Origin of the sequence: Natronospirillum sp., assembly GCF_022565775.1 — a bacterium.
Classification (GTDB): Bacteria; Pseudomonadota; Gammaproteobacteria; order Pseudomonadales; family Natronospirillaceae; genus Natronospirillum.
In genome coordinates, this window is sequence record NZ_JAIUMC010000063.1 from 1 (window position 1) to 17,998 (window position 17,998).

At 56.4% G+C, this 17,998-nt stretch carries 17 protein-coding genes; 11 read left to right on the plus strand and 6 right to left on the minus strand.

The genetic code is table 11. The features are described from left to right. Positions 1-42: 42 nt before the first annotated feature. Genes LAT62_RS11560 through modC form a run of 4 tightly spaced genes read left to right on the plus strand, consistent with a single transcriptional unit; the run spans position 43 to position 4,788 of the window. Positions 43-2,238, plus strand: coding sequence for an OsmC domain/YcaO domain-containing protein (locus LAT62_RS11560; protein ID WP_293383799.1), 2,196 nt, complete (start codon positions 43-45; stop codon positions 2,236-2,238). 2 nt (positions 2,239-2,240) lie between these two features. Next, positions 2,241-3,017, plus strand: a complete 777-nt coding sequence (modA, locus tag LAT62_RS11565) for a molybdate ABC transporter substrate-binding protein (RefSeq protein WP_293383751.1) — start codon at positions 2,241-2,243, stop codon at positions 3,015-3,017. A 14-nt stretch (positions 3,018-3,031) separates the two neighbouring features. Next, on the plus strand, positions 3,032-3,718 hold the full coding sequence (gene modB / locus LAT62_RS11570; RefSeq protein WP_293383754.1) for a molybdate ABC transporter permease subunit: 687 nt from the start codon (positions 3,032-3,034) through the stop codon (positions 3,716-3,718). Beyond that, the gene (gene modC, locus LAT62_RS11575; RefSeq protein ID WP_293383757.1) at positions 3,715-4,788 is read left to right on the plus strand and encodes a molybdenum ABC transporter ATP-binding protein; all 1,074 of its coding nucleotides are present in this window, start codon (positions 3,715-3,717) and stop codon (positions 4,786-4,788) included. Before modB ends, modC begins: the two co-directional genes overlap by 4 nt. 46 nt (positions 4,789-4,834) lie before the next feature. On the opposite strand, the gene LAT62_RS11580 is transcribed toward modC, so the two are convergent. Continuing rightward, positions 4,835-5,188, minus strand: a complete 354-nt coding sequence (locus LAT62_RS11580) for a DUF2200 domain-containing protein (protein WP_293383760.1) — start codon at positions 5,186-5,188, stop codon at positions 4,835-4,837. Positions 5,189-5,285: 97 nt separating this feature from the next. Here LAT62_RS11580 and LAT62_RS11585 point away from each other — a divergent pair, with 97 nt between their 5' ends. Both LAT62_RS11585 and LAT62_RS11590 read left to right on the plus strand, forming a co-directional pair. After that, on the plus strand, positions 5,286-5,528 hold the full coding sequence (locus tag LAT62_RS11585; protein WP_293383763.1) for an Arc family DNA-binding protein: 243 nt from the start codon (positions 5,286-5,288) through the stop codon (positions 5,526-5,528). Next, positions 5,525-5,929, plus strand: coding sequence for a type II toxin-antitoxin system VapC family toxin (locus LAT62_RS11590; RefSeq protein ID WP_293383766.1), 405 nt, complete (start codon positions 5,525-5,527; stop codon positions 5,927-5,929). Before LAT62_RS11585 ends, LAT62_RS11590 begins: the two co-directional genes overlap by 4 nt. A 52-nt stretch (positions 5,930-5,981) precedes the next feature. On the opposite strand, the gene LAT62_RS16385 is transcribed toward LAT62_RS11590, so the two are convergent. From LAT62_RS16385 to LAT62_RS11605, 3 genes are all read right to left on the minus strand, one after another. After that, positions 5,982-6,296 carry a DUF6693 family protein gene (locus LAT62_RS16385; protein WP_367120560.1) on the minus strand — a complete coding sequence of 105 codons (315 nt, stop codon included), beginning with the start codon at positions 6,294-6,296 and terminating at the stop codon, positions 5,982-5,984. Positions 6,297-6,364: 68 nt separating this feature from the next. After that, positions 6,365-6,883 carry a DUF2867 domain-containing protein gene (locus tag LAT62_RS11600; RefSeq protein WP_293383772.1) on the minus strand — a complete coding sequence of 173 codons (519 nt, stop codon included), beginning with the start codon at positions 6,881-6,883 and terminating at the stop codon, positions 6,365-6,367. A 23-nt stretch (positions 6,884-6,906) separates the two neighbouring features. After that, positions 6,907-8,154 (minus strand): GGDEF domain-containing protein, encoded by a 1,248-nt coding sequence (locus tag LAT62_RS11605; protein ID WP_293383775.1) that lies wholly within the window; start codon positions 8,152-8,154, stop codon positions 6,907-6,909. A 207-nt stretch (positions 8,155-8,361) separates the two neighbouring features. On the opposite strand from LAT62_RS11605, the gene LAT62_RS11610 reads away from it, so the two are divergent. From LAT62_RS11610 to LAT62_RS11625, 4 genes are all read left to right on the plus strand, one after another. Next, positions 8,362-9,180 (plus strand): glycerophosphodiester phosphodiesterase, encoded by an 819-nt coding sequence (locus LAT62_RS11610; protein ID WP_293383778.1) that lies wholly within the window; start codon positions 8,362-8,364, stop codon positions 9,178-9,180. Positions 9,181-9,503: 323 nt separating this feature from the next. Further along, complete coding sequence (locus LAT62_RS11615; RefSeq protein ID WP_293383781.1) at positions 9,504-10,862, plus strand: CmpA/NrtA family ABC transporter substrate-binding protein; 1,359 nt, start codon at positions 9,504-9,506, stop codon at positions 10,860-10,862. Positions 10,863-10,943: 81 nt separating this feature from the next. Continuing rightward, positions 10,944-11,813, plus strand: a complete 870-nt coding sequence (ntrB, locus tag LAT62_RS11620) for a nitrate ABC transporter permease (RefSeq protein WP_293383784.1) — start codon at positions 10,944-10,946, stop codon at positions 11,811-11,813. 60 nt (positions 11,814-11,873) lie between these two features. Further along, positions 11,874-12,728 (plus strand): ABC transporter ATP-binding protein, encoded by an 855-nt coding sequence (locus tag LAT62_RS11625; protein ID WP_293383787.1) that lies wholly within the window; start codon positions 11,874-11,876, stop codon positions 12,726-12,728. 22 nt (positions 12,729-12,750) lie between these two features. Here LAT62_RS11625 and LAT62_RS11630 read toward each other — a convergent pair whose 3' ends face one another. Next, a complete protein-coding gene (locus tag LAT62_RS11630) occupies positions 12,751-14,046 on the minus strand; it encodes a nitrate- and nitrite sensing domain-containing protein (protein WP_293383790.1) in 1,296 nt (431 codons plus the stop codon). A 309-nt stretch (positions 14,047-14,355) separates the two neighbouring features. Here LAT62_RS11630 and LAT62_RS11635 point away from each other — a divergent pair, with 309 nt between their 5' ends. Next, positions 14,356-16,275 (plus strand): ATP-dependent DNA helicase RecQ, encoded by a 1,920-nt coding sequence (locus tag LAT62_RS11635; RefSeq protein ID WP_293383793.1) that lies wholly within the window; start codon positions 14,356-14,358, stop codon positions 16,273-16,275. Positions 16,276-16,342: 67 nt separating this feature from the next. Here LAT62_RS11635 and LAT62_RS11640 read toward each other — a convergent pair. After that, the coding region (locus tag LAT62_RS11640) for an FAD-dependent oxidoreductase (protein ID WP_293383796.1) at positions 16,343-17,998 on the minus strand (1,656 nt) is incomplete at its 5' end.

The following is a 17,998-nucleotide window of genomic DNA, read 5'->3' on the forward strand; positions in this document are numbered from 1 at the left end:
CCCGCTTCACTGAAGCGCCCTGCACCCGGTGTCTGTCTGCTCATGGAAATCAAGGTCAATTATCTCGACAACCTCCGTCTGGAGGCCAAATTCGACGAATTCACAGTCATCTCCGACCAGCCCATCCGCTACAAGGGCGATGGCTCGGCGCCGGGGCCTTTTGACTACTTCCTGGCGTCGTCGGCCTTGTGCGCGGCCTACTTCGTGAAGGTCTACTGCAACGCCCGCAATATTCCTACCGAGAACATCCGCCTGTCGCAGAACAACATCGTCGACCCCGAGAATCGCTACAACCAGATCTTCAAAATTCAGGTCGAACTGCCGGAAGATATTTCCGAGAAGGATCGCCAGGGCATCCTGCGTTCCATCGACCGCTGTACCGTGAAGAAGGTGGTGCAGGCTGGCCCTGACTTCCAGATCGACACTGTCGAGAACATCGACGAGGATGCCCAGGCGCTGCTGATGGGTGCAGAGGCGGGCGAGGGGAGTAGTGCGGACAGCAGCACCTGGATTGAGGGGAAGGACCTGCCGCTGGAGCAGACCATCGCCAACATGAGCGGCATTCTGGCCGACCTGGGCATGAAGATCGAGATCGCCTCCTGGCGCAACATCGTGCCTCATGTCTGGTCGCTGCACATTCGCGATGCGGCCTCACCAGCCTGCTTTACCAACGGCAAGGGCGCCACCAAGGAAAGCGCCCTGTGTTCGGCGCTGGGCGAGTTCATCGAGCGGTTGAGCTGCAACTTCTTCTACAACGATCAGTTCTTCGGCGAGGAGATCGCCAACAGCGATTTCGTGCACTATCCGAATGAAGAGTGGTTTAAACCGGGGCCGAATGACGAGTTGCCCGCCGGAATTCTGGACGACCACTGCCGGGCCATCTATGACCCGGAGGGCGAGCTGCGCGGCTCCCACCTTATCGATACCAACTCCGGCAAGATCGAACGCGGCATTGTATCGCTGCCCTTTGTGCGGCAGTCCGATGGCGAAACGGTCTATTTCCCCTCCAATCTGGTGGAAAACCTGTATCTCAGCAATGGCATGAGTGCCGGCAATACGCTGCACGAAGCGCAGGTGCAATGCCTGTCGGAGATCTTCGAGCGGGCCGTGAAGTGGGAAATCATCGAGCAGGAAATAGTGTTGCCCGATGTACCGCAGGAAGTGCTCAACAAGTACCCGGCCATCGTGGAGGGGATCAAGGCGCTGGAAGCACAGGGCTTCCCGGTACTGGTGAAGGACGCCTCGCTGGGTGGCCAGTACCCGGTGATGTGCGTCACCCTGATGAACCCGCGCACCGGCGGAGTGTTCGCCTCGTTCGGGGCTCACCCCAGCTTTGAGGTTGCACTCGAACGCAGCCTGACCGAATTGCTGCAGGGGCGCAGCTTCGAGGGGCTGAACGACCTGATGCCGCCCACGTTCAATTCACTGGCAGTCGCCGAGCCCAACAACTTTGTCGAACACTTTATCGACTCCTCCGGGCTGATCTCCTGGCGCTTCTTCAGCAGCAAGGCGGACGTGGACTTTGTCGCGTGGGATTTTTCCGGCACGAACGAACAAGAAGCCGCCACCCTGTTCGGACTCCTGGAAGAACAGGGCCACGAGGTCTATGTGGCCGTGCACGAAGACCTGGGCGCGCCCGTGTGCCGCATCCTGGTGCCGGGCTATTCCGAGATCTACCCGGTGGAAGACCTGATCTGGGACAACACCAACATGGCGCTGCTGTTCCGCGAAGACATTCTCAACCTGCATGCCCTGAATGACGACCAGCTCGCCGCCCTGCTGGAACGGCTTGAAGAAAGCCAGCTCGACGAGCACATGGACATCATCACCCTGATCGGCATCGAGTTCGACGAGAACACCGACTGGGGCCAACTGACCATCCTTGAACTTAAACTGCTGATTCACCTGGCGCTGGGCCAGCATGAAGACGCACTGGATCGGGTCGAGATGTTTCTGCAGTACAACGACAACAGCGTCAGCCGCGGCTTGTTCTATCGGGCCGTGCAGGCGGTATTGGAAATCACCCTGGACGAAGACCTGGCACTCGAAGACTTCCAGTACAACCTCTCACGCATGTTCGGCGAAGAAACCATGAAGGCGGTTATTGGCTCGGTGAACGGCACCGTGCGCTTCCATGGCCTGACCCCCACCAGCATGAAGCTCGAAGGCCTGGAGAAACACCAGCGCCTGATCGACAGCTACAAGAAGCTGCATGCGCACCGGGCAGGCAGTCGATAACAATGAGGTCTTTCACCCGCTCAGCCAGGCGGTTCGCGTTGGCCGCGCTGCTGCTAATTTCGCCAGTGCTGCACGCCGGAGAGCCACTGCGTATCGCTGCCGCTGCTGATCTGCGCTATGCACTCGATGACATCATCGAGCTGTTTGGCGAGGCTCACCCGGAGATCAATATCCAGGTGGTCTACGGCTCCTCGGGCAGAATGACCACCCAGATCATCAACGGCGCCCCCTACGATATGTTCTTTTCCGCCGACATCGCCTTTTCGGAAAGGCTGCAGGACGAGGGGCTGGCTGCGACCGAGCCGGCGGTCTATGCACTGGGCCGAATCGTGCTCTGGAGCAACACTCTGGACGCCACCGAGCTGACTCTGGAGGACCTGACTTCGGATTCAATCCGTCGTATTGCCATTGCCCAGCCTACCCACGCGCCTTATGGCCAGCGCGCCCGGGAGGCCTTGGAGTCGGCGGGTGTTTGGGACGTGGTGCAGGGCAAGCTGGTGTTTGGTGAGAATATTGCCCATGCCGCGCAGATGGCGGAATCCGGGGCCGCTCAGGTGGGCATCATTGCCCTGTCTCTGGCCCGGTTTCCCGGGCTGGCGCAGCACGGGCATCATCTGATCGACGACAGCTTGCACCAGCCTCTGACCCAGAGTTTTGTGGTCACGCGGCGCGGTGGCGACAAACCCGAGGCGCTAGTTTTTGCGGAATTTATGGCCACAGAAGCCGCGCACGCTATTATGACCCGTTACGGCTTTGTGATACCGGAAGAATCACCCTAGGCAAGAGAGCGCTTATGTTTTCACTGGGACCGACGGAGTGGCAGGCCATCCAGGTGACCGCCAGGCTCTGTTTTTACACCACGGTCATTCTGCTGTTGCTGGCCACCCCGCTGGCCTGGTGGCTGTCTCGCGGGCGTTCTTATGGGCGTGTCATCGTGCAAGCCATTGTCGCATTGCCACTGGTGCTGCCGCCTACGGTGCTGGGGTTCTATTTGCTGATCGTGTTGGGGCCCAGGGGTGTGGTGGGCAGCACCCTGGAAAACCTCGGGCTGCATCACCTTGCCTTCACCTTCGAAGGCATTCTGATCGCTTCTGTCATCTACTCCATGCCCTTTGCCGTGCAGCCGCTGACCGAAGCCTTTCGCAACCTGGGGCGCCGCCCGGTAGAAGTGGCCAGCAGTCTGGGTGCCGGCGCGCTGGATCGGTTTCGCACCGTGGTTTTCCCGCTGACTCGGGGCGGTTTTGTGGTCGCCGCCACGCTGACTTTTGCCCATACGCTGGGTGAATTCGGGGTTATCCTGATGCTGGGTGGCAGCATTCCGGGCGAGACTCAGGTGCTGTCGGTGTTGCTTTACGACCATACCGAAGCCATGAACTACGATGCCGCTCACAGCCTGTCGCTGATGTTGCTGATCTTTGCGTTTTTCACGCTCTTTGTGGTGTACAGCATCACCCGCCGGTTTCAGGTGGCCAAAGTATGATCCTGCAGCTGCGAGCCCTTTTGGGTTATGGTGAGAGTTTTCAGCTCGATGTGGACAGGGATCTGCCCATTGCCGGCGTGACCGCCCTGTTTGGTCGTTCCGGCTGCGGCAAGACCACGCTGCTGCGCATCATTGCCGGGCTGGAGCGGGTGCCCGGTGCGGTGGTTCGGTTTGACGACCAGCAATGGCAGCGGGGCCGCGAATTCGTGCCGTTGCACAGGCGGCGCATTGGTCTGGTGTTTCAGGAGCACAGCCTGCTGCCGCACCTGTCGGTCAAGGACAATCTGCTCTATGGCTACCGGCGAACACCAGAAACCCTGCGCCGGCTGCACCCGCCCGAGGTAACCGCTATGCTGGCCATAGAGGACCTTTTGGACAGGCGTATCGACCAGCTATCGGGCGGCCAGCGTCAGCGCGTATCACTGGGTCGCGCCCTGTTGATCAGCCCGCAACTGTTATTGCTCGACGAACCCATGGCGGCGCTGGACACCCAGACCAAACGGGAGATCATGCCGTTTCTGTCGCGCATGGCGGCCGAGTCTGGCGTGCCCATCATCATGGTCAGTCATGCTCCGGACGAAGTGGAACGGCTGGCCGATCGGGTGGTGTTCATGCAGAACGGGCAGATTCAGAGCATTGAAACGCTGCAACAGGCCATGGCTCGCCCGGATTCGCCATTGTTCGAGGATGCCGGGGCCGCATCGGTACTGGAAGGCAGGTTGGGAGAACCCGGCGAGGACGGCGTCAGCCCCTTCGGACCGCCGGAAGCGCGACTCTGGGTGCCCAATGCCACGGCGGAGGCGACCAACCGGTCAATCCGACTGCGTATCATGGCGCGGGATATCAGCTTGTCTCTGGTTGACCCTCAGCAGATCAGTATTCAGAACCACCTGCGGGTAACCATCGAACAGATATATCCCCCGAAAAACCATCGCATCCTGGTGGCGTGTCGCACTGCAGATGGCCAGTTGCTGCTGGCGGAGGTCACTTCGCGGGCTGTCAGTCAGCTTGGACTGAAAGCCGGGCAGGACGTCTATGCACTGATCAAGTCGGTGGCGTTTCTGGCGTGATGGCATGAGGCATCAACGGTGTCATGATTCGTTGCTATGAGGTTGATCATCCCCGCAGGATCTTTTCCATCGCCTTACCTTTCGCCAGCTCATCCACCAGCTTGTCCAGGTAGCGGATATTGCGCATCAGCGGGTCTTCCACTTCCTCAACGCGAATACCACAGACCATGCCTTTGATCAGCGATACGTTCGGATTGATGGCGGGGGCCTGCGCAAAGAAGGCCTCAAAATCGACTTCTTGTTCTACCTGATTTTCCAACTCTGCTGTCGAGTAGCCCGTCAACCAGCAGATGATCTCGTCGACTTCATCCCTGGTACGGCCCTTGCGCTCTGCCTTCTGGATGTACATCGGATACACCTTGGCGAATGCCATTTTGAATATCGGATGTCCTGTGGTCATTGTTCCTCCACCTTCTGATCTGCACCTGAGCGGTATTGACAGGCACAAGAGCGGGTAACCATAATGAAACCGTTATGCAACCCACTGAGGCTTGGCCATGGCTACGGTAACCTTCAAGAATATTCCTGACGACCTGTATGAGCAACTGAAGCAGGCAGCCAGGGCGCATCACAGAAGCGTGAACAGCGAGCTGATTCATTGCCTCGAGAAAACCTACAAGCCGACGCCGATCTCTGCCACCGAACTCGCCGACCAAGCGCTGGCACTCCGGAGCCGTGTTTCCGCTTCTCATCTGAGCACTGAAGAAATCAATAACGCCAGAAATCAGGGCAGAGAATGATTGTCGCGGATACCAATACCATCGCCTATCTCTACCTGCCGACTGAGCAGACAGACAATGTTGTTTCATTGCTGCACAAAGATCCGCACTGGGTTGCGCCGTTACTGTGGCGTAGTGAGTTCCGAAATGTCCTCGCGGTTTATGTCAGAAAGAACATCATCGATCTGGATACGGCCTTTGCCATGCAGGCTCAGGCGGAAAGACAGCTTGCGGATAACGAGTATACCGTCAACTCGATGGACGTACTGACACTGGCGGAAGACTCTGGTTGCTCGGCCTATGATTGCGAGTTTGTATCGCTGGCAAAATCACTGAATCTGAAACTGATCACCGGTGACAAGAAGCTCGTCCGATCGTTCCCTGGCATAGCCATGACGGTCACTGACTACTTGCTTCTTTAAGTAATACCTCGTGTGGACCGACGTTTCCTTTCATGGCATTTCCGGTTTTTGCCTACTCCACGGTGGTGTTGTTCAGAGCATAGTTCCACACACGATAGAAATAGAAGATGTAACCGATTCCAAACGTCAGGATCGATATTATTATCCAGAGAATGATATGCCCGATATTGCTGAACATGTCGATGTTACAGCGCATGGTTCTCTCAACACCATTATGATCAACCAGCATGGTTCGGTTGATTATGAATTTCGAGAAGGAGTAGGGTACAAAGAATATGGCAATGCCGAGGGTGATAACGACAAGTATCAGCCAGATTATCAAGTGCCCGAGAATATCAAAAATACCTATATCAGCTTTTAATCTCAATGTAGGTTCCTCATTGTAGTTTGCTCTTCAATTCCTTTCTCTGGATCTCGGGCGGACGGTAAACACTGTCACCTTGATGCTTCATTGGCAATGGCTCTCAACACAGCAGGTACAATGATGCGATGCATAGGCGTAACAGGCACCATATACAATCTACCGAGTGCGTTGTGTACTTTTACCACTGTCGTAATGGTTACAAATTCAACGGAATCAGCCACTGAACGATGCACGGAGAGCGTGACATCGAGATGTTTATCCTTGTCTCCAAGCAGAACTTCATCGAAGGTGTTTTCGAACAGGGTGAAAATGCCGACTCTATCCCCAGCCTTGTAATCGGCCGCCTTCTTGTCGGGCACCACATGGTGCAGATTGCCCAGGTTTTTCAGCCCGAAGAAACCAACTACCTTGTTGCGCAGCGTCATGCAGGCACTAACCCAGCGAGGCGTCGCTTGGGCAGCTTTCAGAAAATGGTCGAGTGCAGAAAGGTTTGGTTCCGAAACTCGTACCTTCCAGGCATCATGAAAATAGGAATCCGGCACAAGGGCTTGAATCCTGCTTCCCACAGGAACGGTGGCTTTCTCTGGCATGGCTTCTTTCCTTAAAGCTACATTCAACAGTCAGGGCGGTTGTTCGGGGCACCCGCATTGCTTCGTTTGCTGGGCTCCTTGACATGCACCCGATTCCTGCCTGCCCGTTTCCCGGCGTACAGGGCGCGATCGGCGCGCTTGAGCAGGTCATGGTAGCTCTTGTCATCAGGGCCGGATTGGGTCAGCCCAATCGTAACCGTTACAGGGACCTCGGCATCAAGGATGCGCACGGGCGTTTCACTGGTTGCCTCTCGCAGCCGCTCCACAACACGCTGCGCCTCGTCTATGGGGGTGCCAGGCAGCAACAGGACGAACTCCTCTCCGCCGAGTCGACCGAGCACATCCGTCTCTCTGATGAGTTTCGACCAAATGCCTGCCAATGCACGCAATGTGGTGTCACCGGCAGCGTGGCCGTGTGTGTCATTCAGTGACTTGAAATGATCCAGATCCAGCAGGGCCATTGCCAGCCCGTCTCGCCCTTCGCGCCGTGCACGCGCGAACTCGTGTTCGAAGAGCGGCTCGTAGCCATTGCGGTTGAACAGGCCGGTCAGCGAATCGGTTTGCGCCTGAACAGCCAGCGTCTCCTCCAGCCGCTTCCTGGAGCGAACCTCTTCGGCCAGCTCGGCGTTGGTCTGCTCGGCCTGCTTGAGCAGAGCAAACTGGGTGCGTTGCATGAACTGGTACCGGTGCCCCAGCACGGCGCCAATCAAAACAGGAATCAGCAGAATAAAAAACGGTATGGCCAGATCTTCTCCTCGAAGGCCGAGTGCAAACGCCAGGCTCAGCGTTGTACCCACCACAATGTAGGCGACAATCAGCAAGCACCAGGTGACCAGATTGGGGATCAGTTGATACACAGCGAATATGACGACCAATGTTGCACCCACCGTATAGGCAGCCAACTCCGGCCGAATGAAATAGAGCAGGAATACCGGCGTCATGCCAATCATTTGCAATACGGAAATCAAAGGGTACGCTTCTGCGAGGCTATGCCAGCGCATGGTGGCCAACGCGTAGGTCAAGACCATGAGGCCGACGACGACACGCAAGGCGACCATCATATAGCCTGCCGTGGTGTGGCCCAGCACCGCAAATTCCAGCGGCAGGAACAGGAATGTCATCATGGCCCAGGCGTAGAACGCAACCTGCAAATGATGCCTGCTGTACTCCGAAATCGACGCCCTGAAAGCACTTTCCTGGGCGGCATTGGTGAAGGTGGCCCAAAACGGGTGGATATGAAGCGCTACATCCTTCACTGATTTACTGGTCAAGAACTCAACCTCTCTAACGCCACAGGCTTCACCCATTGCCTTCGTATATGGCGCGAATGCAAAAATGCCTATCAACAATGTAAGGTCTGATTAAAGCCTAGTTTACTATCCGATGTATAGCCCGGTTTTTGGCGAGTACCGTCTTCGTGCTGCAGCACCGGGGTCAATATTGGACTACTCTCAGTTCAGGCTGCGTGAGGACAAACGATGATCTTGTCGTACGGGTTGAACGAGTTGGCGAACTTCATCTGGGCGCTGGCGCCCGGGAGCGGAACCCCGCTCGGCAGCAGGGAGGTGAAACTGGTTGCCCATCGCGGGGCCCACGGGCCAGGCACCGATGGCACCGTCATCGAGAACACACTGGGTGCGTTTGAACTTTGCCAGCAAGTGGGTGCGTGGGGTATAGAGTTTGATGTCCGTCTGACGCGCGACAACGAACCGGTAATCAATCATGACCCGCACCTTGGCCGCCTGTTCAATAGACCGGACATCATCATCGCCGAGACCTCGTTCGAGGCGTTGAGGAAAGCCGTACCCCAGGTGCCGCACCTGGATGAAGTGGTGACGCGTTTTGCCAGCAATCTGCATCTGATGATAGAGATCAAGGAGTCGTGGCGGCAACGCCCGGCTTTGCACGCTCGTCTCGCGCAATCACTGGCCTCGTTGGCACCCGGTCAGGACTACCACCTGATGAGTCTGGTACCCCATGATCTGGAATGCTTCAGCGACGTCCCGCCCGATGCCTTGATGGATATTGCTCGCACCAACCACAAAGAGATCCTCAAGCAGAACCTCGAGCTGGGGCATGGCGCCATGGCCGGCAATTTTGCCCTGATGGGCTCAGGGTGTCTGCGCCAGTTGCATGCCGCCGGACGAAGAGTCGGCTCCGGCCTGGTCGAAAACAAGCGTCTACTGAACAGGGAAGTACAGCGTGGCGTGGAATGGATATTCACCGATGCCATAGTGCCACTGCAAAGCCGTCTGACCAAAAGCAACGACCCCCGAGGCGACTCTCGCCCCCTGTAAGGAACCCGTTTGAACGGATTCTGCACCCGAGTGCAATTCTGTCCGGCTGGCCGAGGATTCAGACTGGCCTGGCCGAACTGCTGAATGCGGACCGAGTGGAGAGGGTGAGATAGGGGTCTTCAGCAAGGCTATCTATGCCCGTTATTGGTGAGTTGAATCAAAAAGTTGCACTGTTCGAGTGCGATTTTGGCCAAACTTTGCCATGAAAGTAGCCTGTACCCTCGAATTTTCCGGGTGGCACGTAATCTGCTTGGGCTTTGACGAAAATAGCACAAACGCTAAAGATGGCGGTTGTGTTCTCTAATTGGTAATGACGCCCTTGTGTGACTGCAACGACTGCAGGTCACTCACGGGCGTTTTTTTTTGGGAGCAAGAAAATGAAACACACAGACAAAAAGCAAAGAGTTACCCGTCGTGATGTCATTAAGGGGATGTCAGCGGTTGCGGCTGGTACTGCACTGACTGGCATCATTCCTGGCCTGGGAAGTCTCGCCAAGGCCAATACGAATGGCAAACCGGAAACTACGACCGCAAAGCTGGGGTTCATCGCTCTGACTGATGCTGCACCCCTCTTTGTGGCCATGGAAAAAGGGTTTTTTGCGGCCCATGGAATGCCGGACGTCGAAGTGCTGAAGCAATCCTCCTGGGGGGCCACACGAGATAACCTGAGTTTGGGATCTGCTCGTGGTGGTATTGATGGTGGCCATATTCTGACGCCGATGCCCTACCTGATGGCTTCCGGCGCCATGAGTGACCCGGTCGATGTCAGCATCATTGCGCGACTCAATTTGGCGGGCCAATGCATTTCAGTGGGCAATGAATATATGGATCTGGAGGTGGGGACAGACACCTCACAGTTCGCAGAGGCACTCGCTGCCAAGCGTGCCGGAGGGGACGAAGTGCGGGCTGCCATGACATTCCCGGGGGGCACGCATGACTTGTGGATTCGCTATTGGATGGCCGCTGGTGGTATCAATCCGAACTCCGACATTGCCACCATTGTGGTGCCGCCTGCACAAATGGTTGCCAACATGCGTGTCGGCAGCATGGACACATTCTGCGTGTGTGAACCCTGGAACCACCAGCTCATCAATCAGGGCATTGGCTACACGGCGAACACCACAGGCGAGCTGTGGCACAACCACCCGGAGAAAGCACTGTGCCTGCGAGATGATTACATTGCGGCCAATCCGAACGCGACCAAAGCCATTCTGATGGCGGTCATGGAAGCACAGATATATTGCGAACAGCCCGAGAACAAGGAAGAAGTTGCCCAGATCTGTTCTCGCCGCCGTTGGATTCATGCGCCCTATGCAGACATCATCGATCGAATGCAGGGTAATTTCGATTACGGTACCGGACGTGTGGTAGAAAATCACCCTGACCAAATGCGGTACTGGAACGATCACGCGTCCTACCCCTTCCGCAGCCACGATCTCTGGTTCCTGACCGAGAACCAACGCTGGGGTTATTTAGCCCAGGATTACGACACCCAGGCACTTGTCAACAAGGTGAATCGTGAAGATATCTGGCGTGAGGCGGCTGCAGCTCTGGGCATCGCCAGTGCAGACATCCCTGACTCAACCTCAAGAGGCGTTGAAACCTTTTTCGACGGAAAGGTCTTTGACCCGAATGACCCTCAGGCCTATCTCGACAGTCTTGAGATAAAACGCCTGTCGTAAGTCGGTGACGAAATCACCGGTGACACCTCAACATCAGGTCTGGCCAACAACCGTGACCGGCCTGAAGAAAGGAGACTGACCATGACGGTAGAATCATCCAATCAGAAAACAGGCATTGTCGCAGCTTTGCGTGTGCCCACTGCCGAAACCTGTAAAGATCGGCTGGCAGCTTCGGGACAATGGTTACTAGGCCACCTGTTGCCGCCGCTGGTCGTATTAGCGAGCCTGCTCGCGCTATGGGAAATACTGTGCTCTTTGCCAGGTGCCATGTTGCCTGCCCCCTCACAGGTCGTCCGAGAAACCTGGGACTTGATTGTAATGCCGTTCTACGACTTTGGCGGGAACGATGTAGGGATGGGCTGGCAGGTGCTCGCCAGCCTTGAGCGTGTGGCCTATGGCTATTCTTTAGCGGTGCTGGTCGGCGTCTCATTGGGCGTGTTAATCGGCAAATCGACCTGGGCAATGCGCGGTCTGGATCCCATTTTTCAGGTGCTGCGCACCGTACCACCTCTGGCCTGGTTGCCAATCTCTTTAGCCGCATTTCAGTCCAGTAATCCATCGGCCATCTTCGTGATTTTCATCACTGCTATCTGGCCCATCATCATTAATACCTCGGTGGGCATCCGGAATATTCCCGATGATTACCAGAACGTGGCTCGAGTGTTGCGTCTGAACCCTTATGAGAACTTTACGCGCATTATGTTGCCCTCGGCCGCGCCCTATATTTTCTCCGGATTGCGTATCGGCATTGGTTTGTCCTGGTTGGCTATTGTGGCTGCTGAAATGCTGATTGGTGGTGTTGGCATTGGCTTTTTTATCTGGGATGCCTGGAACGCTTCCATGCTCAGCGACATTGTATTGGCACTGATTTACGTCGGCCTAGTGGGGTATTTGCTCGATCAGGTAGTGGGCTTTATTGGGCGACGTGTGACTCGCGGCACCAGCGCTTAAGCGTTTTGCATGGTCAAAATCAGCGGAGCAACCCAACGAAAAGGTGGTAGGAGATTAACCATGAATGATCGTTATTTGATTATCGACAACGTCAACAAGATTTTTCAAAGCAAGAAAACCGCGACGCACGTTCTGGACTCGGTCAGTCTGACCGTTAAACGCGGCGAATACATCTCGATTATTGGTCATTCGGGGTGTGGTAAATCGACTTTGCTGAATGCGATATCCGGCCTGACCACTGCGACCGACGGCTATGTCATTTTGGATGGTAAGGAAGTTAACACCCCGGGCCCTGACCGTGCACTGGTCTTCCAGAACCACTCTCTGCTGCCTTGGCTCAGCGTTTATGAGAATGTGGCGTTGGCGGTGAACAAGGTGTTTGGTGCCAGAAAGAGCGCAAAGGAACGCGATGAATGGATTCTGCACAACCTCGAAATGGTGGGTATGTCGCATGCGCTGACGAGATTGCCTGCCGAGATTTCCGGTGGCATGAAACAGCGGGTGGGCATTGCCCGAGCACTGGCAATGCAACCGAAACTGTTGTTGCTCGATGAGCCCTTCGGCGCGCTAGATGCCCTGACTCGTGCGCATCTTCAGGAGGAGGTCATGCGCATCCAGTCAGACCTCAATAACACAGTGTTGATGATAACTCATGATGTCGATGAAGCCGTATTGCTCTCGGACCGTATTGTCATGATGACCAACGGTCCGAAAGCCACCATAGGCGAAGTGCTGGACATCAACCTGGAACGCCCTCGCAATCGCATCGAGTTAGCCAGTGACCCTCAATACAACGAGTACCGACGTGCTGTCTTGCGGTTCCTGCATGAAAAACAACAGAAGGTGGCTCCGCTGCCCAAGGCTGGCAGCAAGACAATGTCAACTCAGGAGGAGGCAAAGGAACGGGCAGGTTGATGAAGGACAGGTGGTGTGGGGATTAACTCTTGGGTTTGGGTGCCGGAAAGACCTCTGCCATGGACAGGGTTTCTCTTGCTACATCAACCAGGCGCCGATTCTGCGACATGGCAACCTGTCGCAGGAATCGGTGGGCTTCAGGCTCACTCAAGCCACGGTAAGACATGATCACCCCCTTGGCTTTGTCAATGAGCTTGCGCTCGTTCAAAGCAATTTTGGCCTCTTGCAGTTCTTCCGCCATCTGTTGCAGGCGCAGAGACTGGTCTTGTAATAGTTCAAACAGTGAACGGCCAATGTGCTGACCCACACAGCCTATGTCCATGGTTTTCGCTTTGTGGTGCTTTGAGCCTTCAGGCAAAAAGAAGAACGCGACCGACCTGTGTCCAGCAGCACGCGCCAAATCAACCTCATGGTCATCCAGGCGTTCCTTTGCCTCGGCGATTCTCGTTTCACACTCCACCTGCAACCGCGCCTCCATGCCCTGTTCCAGAGAGCGCAAGACAGATATGCGCTCCGAGGTCACTGCGAACCAAGTGTCACTAAGATCCCTGTCTGCCTCACCATTGATGGCTGCAGTGAAGGCGATACGCCGCATCCGCTCCAGTTCTGCCGTTTGGTCTTTCGTCATGCGTTCAGTCCAGTGAGCTCGGGCCTGAGCATCGGAAAACTCATCTACAATACTGAAACAACGCTCTTGATTGTCGATCAAGAACTGCAGTTGCTGAGTAAAATCTTCATCCAACTGCCCCATCGCGAGACCGGCTGCGCCGAGTGCACGTTCCTGGCCACACAGCTCTTTACCTTGCATTAGATGGAAGAGAGCAATAATACGATTGGATAGGTCTTCATGGGTGACGGTATCTGCGGCTTCAAACACGATAGCCAGTAAGCTTTGAATCAGAGAAGAAAAGCCTTCAAAGACTGATGCAGGGGCCGATTTCAAAGACAGGATGTCGGAACGAACTTGCTGTAACTCGTCCAGTCCGTGCAGGGCCAATGCGATCCTGCTTAGCAGTCTGCTGGCACCAGAAATACAATGGCTGCGCAAATCGAGTTGACCAAGAAGTCTTCGCGTGTCCTCTTCTGCCTGTTGTGAAGCTTTTACCAGAGCGGGCAATCGATTCTTGCACCGAACACCCTGAGACCCTACGTAGAGGTTGGAAGTCCCGCGTTCATACTGCAAGCGGTGAACCAGCTCACTGATGTGTGCAATGAGCTGTCCCATGGTGAGTAACTGTTGCAGGCTTAGCAGGTCGCAGCGCAACGCGGCCATGAGATAGTCGGTAACATCATCACTGCAGTGAATTGACGAAGCCATTGGCAATAACCTTCCAATAAAAGAATTTGCTGTTCGCTTTCGGCAACCAACAACGCATACGCAATTAATGTACCACCAAAGGGTTATGGCGTGCAGAGTTGTTCATTTCACCTCTGATCAGATTGATACCACTATTGGCGGAGAAGAAAGATGCACCTGAAAGGTGCGGGGTAATACTGCGGTGCCCAATCATTTAACCCATTATATGAGTCAGCGCTCATTCTGCACCCGAGTGCAATTCAGCCCGATCGGCAAGGCGTGTAGACTGGCGGCGAATCAACCGGGACTCTGCCACAGGACGCCGACACCATGGACAGCACTCAGCAACAGGCTCAGCACCACCTGCAAAACACCTTCAAGCTCGATGCGTTTCGCCCGGGCCAGCAGGACGTGATCAACACCCTGCTGGAGGGGCGCTCGGCGCTGGCCATCTTTCCGACCGGTGGTGGCAAAAGCCTCTGCTACCAGTTGCCGGCGCTGATGCTGGACGGCCTGACACTGGTGGTGTCGCCTCTGATCGCGCTGATGAAGGACCAGGTGGATGCCCTCAACGCTCTCGGTGTGCCCGCAGCGCGTCTGGATTCCAGCCGCACCGGGGAAGAAGTGCAGGCGATCTATCAGTCCATGGACCGGGGTGAGCTCAAACTGCTGTATGTGGCACCGGAGCGGCTGGCCAACGAGCGCTTTCTGACCCGCCTGTCGCGGCTCAACATCAGCATGATGGCGGTAGACGAAGCCCACTGTGTGTCCGAATGGGGGCACAACTTTCGGCCTGACTACCTGAAGCTGGCGCAATTGGCGCAAACGCTGAACGCAGGACGGGTGCTGGCGCTGACGGCGACCGCCACGCCCAAGGTTTCAGAGCAGATCTGCGCCAATTTCGGCATTGCGTCGCAAGACCATATCCAGACCGGCTTCTATCGCTCCAATTTGCAGATCGGCGTCACACCCTGCACCAGCGACCAGCGCCAACAACGTCTTCTGGAGCTGCTCAACAGTCGCCCGGCAGAGCCGTCCATCATCTATGTCACGCTGCAGAAAACGGCGCTGCAGGTGTCGGACTTTCTCAACCGGCAGGGCTACAAGGCCAAGCCCTATCATGCCGGGCTGAAGGACGAGGAACGCAGCGCCACGCAAGAAGCCTTCATGAGTGGCGAAACGCCCATCGTGGTCGCCACCATCGCCTTCGGGATGGGCATCGACAAGTCAGACATTCGCGCCGTGTACCACTACAACCTGCCCAAGTCGCTGGAAAACTACATGCAGGAGATCGGGCGGGCAGGGCGTGACGGCGACGACTCCCGATGCCAGTTGCTGGCCTGCCGCGACGATCTGACCGTACTGGAGAACTTCACTTACGGGGATACGCCCGATCCGGAATCACTCGCGGAATTGGTACGCTGGCTATGTGCTCAGCCGGCCCACTTCGACCTGTCGACGTATGAGCTGTCGCAGCAATTCGATGTACGTCCACTGGTACTCAATACCCTGCTGACCTATCTGGAACTGGAAGGGGTGCTCGCGTCAACGGCGCCGTTCTATACCGAATACAAGCTGGCCCTGGCCGTGCCCGAAAACGAACTGCTGGCGCGTTTCGACCCTGACCGGGCGGCGTTTCTGCAGCAGCTGTTTGCCACGGGCAAGGCAGGGCGCACCTGGCTGACGCTCAAACCGCGCGACGCCGCCGAGCAACTGGGCGAGCCGCAGCCAAGAATCATCAAGGCGCTCAATTACCTCGAACAGCAAAACCTGCTCAACATGAAAGTGGCCGGGCTGCGACAAGGCTACCGCCTGAATCAGGTGCCGGAGGATATGGATGACCTGATTGACCGAATGCGACAGCAGTTTCGCGTGCGCGAAGAACGTGATATTGACCGCCTGCAGACGGTCTGTGACTGGGCACAAAGCACCGGCTGCCTGCAGCAGCCCCTGATGCAGTATTTTGGCGAAACCCTGGGGCAGCCCTGCGGCCGTTGCAGTGGCTGCCTGGGCCAGACGCATGAACTGCCGCCACGCCACAGTCAGCCTGTCGATGGGGATATCGTCCGCGAAGTGATGGATGAGCAGCACGAAGCGCTCGGCCAGCCCCGCCAACTGGCCCGCTGTCTCTGTGGTATCACCAGCCCCAAAGCCAGCCGGGCCAAATTGAGCCGCCACAAGCGCTTCGGTGCCCTGGCAGAAGCGCCTTTTACCGAAGTGCTGGCGGCCTGTGAGCGCTTGAAAAGTTAGCGTGTTCGCTGCAAGCGCGATCGTTCAGCCTGTGCTCGTCTGTTCTCGGAACCCGAATGGGGGGGTATCAGCACTTCACCTTGCTCATGTCAGGGTCATAGAGTGAGCGCAGACTGACCTCAACCTCATACCGGACATTGGCAACTTCAATCTCGTACTGACCCTCTTTCACCCAGTCGGCAGTGACACACTCGTCATTACACACATACCCCATGGCGACATTGCCACCAACGGTGTGCCCGTACATTCCCGACGTGGTTCGGCCAACAATTGTTCCGTTCCGATAGATGGGTTCTTCGTGATAGCTGGTGATCTCCGGGTCGAGAAACTTGAACAACGCCATGCGCTTTCCAACGCCACCGGCTTTCTGCTTCAGCAAAGCCTCCTTGCCAATGAAGCCCCCCGGTTTCTCGAAATCCGAGGCAAACGAAAGGCCTGCCTCGAGCGGGGTATCTTCCTCCGTCACGTCGTGTCCGAAATGGCGATAACCCTTTTCGATGCGCAGGGAATTCAAGGCATGGTAACCACAGAGTTTGAGTCCATGGGGCTTACCGGCTGCAACGATTCGATCGAATACATCTGGCGCGAATTCAGTTGGAATGTACAGCTCCCAGCCCAATTCACCCACATAGGTAATGCGGCTCGCCCGCACCCGGGCATAGCCGAGTTCAATCTCTCGGGTCGTCCCGAATGGAAAGCCCTCATGGGACAGGTCGTCTGTGGTGAGCGGCTGCAGCACCTTGCGTGCATTGGGGCCCATCACACTGATGACGGCCATGGCAGAGGTGACATCGGTCACAACCACATTGGCCTCCGCCGGCGTGTTGCGGCGCAGCCAGTTCAGCTCCCGGGTCTGGGTGCCCGGGCCGGTGACCACCAGGAAAGAAGCAGTATCAATACGGGTGACCGTCAGGTCAGCCTCGATGCCACCGCGTTCATTGAGCCACTGGGTGTAGACGATCCGGCCCGGCTCGACATCAATATTATTGCTGCAAATACGGTTCATCACCGAGACGGCATCGCGGCCCTGCACCAGTATTTTGGTAAAGGAGCTTTGGTCAAACAGGCCGACAGCCTTGCGCACGGCATGATGTTCGGCGGCGGACCACTCGAACCAGTTTTGTTTGCCCCAACTGTAGCCGTATTCCGGCTTCTCGCCTGCGGGCGCAAAGAAGTTCGCCCGCTCCCAGCCGGCCACCTCGCCAAAACAGGCATTGGCTGCAACCAGTCGCTCATGAAGAATGCTTTTTCGGGCGTTGCGCGCCGTCTCGAACTGGCGATATGGCCAGTGCATGGCATAGAGCAATCCCAGGCCTTCGGTCGTGCGGTCATACAGGTACTGGGCGTTACCCTGAAACGGCAGGTTGCGTCTGATATCCACATCCCACATGTCCATCGGTGGGTGACCTTTTGCGATCCATTCGGCCAGTACCTTGCCAGCCCCGCCAGCCGATTGAATGCCTACCGAGTTGAAGCCTGCTGCGACAAAATAGTTGCGCAGCTCGGGGGCTTCACCCAGGTGATAGCGATCATCCGGAGTGAAGCTCTCGGGACCGTTGAAGAATACCTGCAAGCCGGTTTTCTCAAGTGCCGGAACACGCCGCATCGCGGCTTCAAGATAGGGTTCCAGATGTTCCAGGTCAGGCGGCAACTCATCAAAGCTGAAGTTGTCGGGAATGCCTTCATGCCCCCAGGGTTTCGCATTGGGTTCAAAGGTACCAAT

Excerpts from the sequence above, each read along its gene's own strand:
- LAT62_RS11560 (WP_293383799.1), top strand. The coding sequence starts at position 43 with ATGGAAATCAAGGTCAATTATCTCGACAACCTCCGTCTGGAGGCCAAA.
- modA (WP_293383751.1), top strand. The coding sequence starts at position 2,241 with ATGAGGTCTTTCACCCGCTCAGCCAGGCGGTTCGCGTTGGCCGCGCTG.
- modB (WP_293383754.1), top strand. The coding sequence starts at position 3,032 with ATGTTTTCACTGGGACCGACGGAGTGGCAGGCCATCCAGGTGACCGCC.
- modC (WP_293383757.1), top strand. The coding sequence starts at position 3,715 with ATGATCCTGCAGCTGCGAGCCCTTTTGGGTTATGGTGAGAGTTTTCAG.
- LAT62_RS11580 (WP_293383760.1), bottom strand. The coding sequence starts at position 5,188 with ATGACCACAGGACATCCGATATTCAAAATGGCATTCGCCAAGGTGTAT.
- LAT62_RS11585 (WP_293383763.1), top strand. The coding sequence starts at position 5,286 with ATGGCTACGGTAACCTTCAAGAATATTCCTGACGACCTGTATGAGCAA.
- LAT62_RS11590 (WP_293383766.1), top strand. The coding sequence starts at position 5,525 with ATGATTGTCGCGGATACCAATACCATCGCCTATCTCTACCTGCCGACT.
- LAT62_RS11600 (WP_293383772.1), bottom strand. The coding sequence starts at position 6,883 with ATGCCAGAGAAAGCCACCGTTCCTGTGGGAAGCAGGATTCAAGCCCTT.
- LAT62_RS11610 (WP_293383778.1), top strand. The coding sequence starts at position 8,362 with ATGATCTTGTCGTACGGGTTGAACGAGTTGGCGAACTTCATCTGGGCG.
- ntrB (WP_293383784.1), top strand. The coding sequence starts at position 10,944 with ATGACGGTAGAATCATCCAATCAGAAAACAGGCATTGTCGCAGCTTTG.
- LAT62_RS11625 (WP_293383787.1), top strand. The coding sequence starts at position 11,874 with ATGAATGATCGTTATTTGATTATCGACAACGTCAACAAGATTTTTCAA.
- LAT62_RS11630 (WP_293383790.1), bottom strand. The coding sequence starts at position 14,046 with ATGGCTTCGTCAATTCACTGCAGTGATGATGTTACCGACTATCTCATG.
- LAT62_RS11635 (WP_293383793.1), top strand. The coding sequence starts at position 14,356 with ATGGACAGCACTCAGCAACAGGCTCAGCACCACCTGCAAAACACCTTC.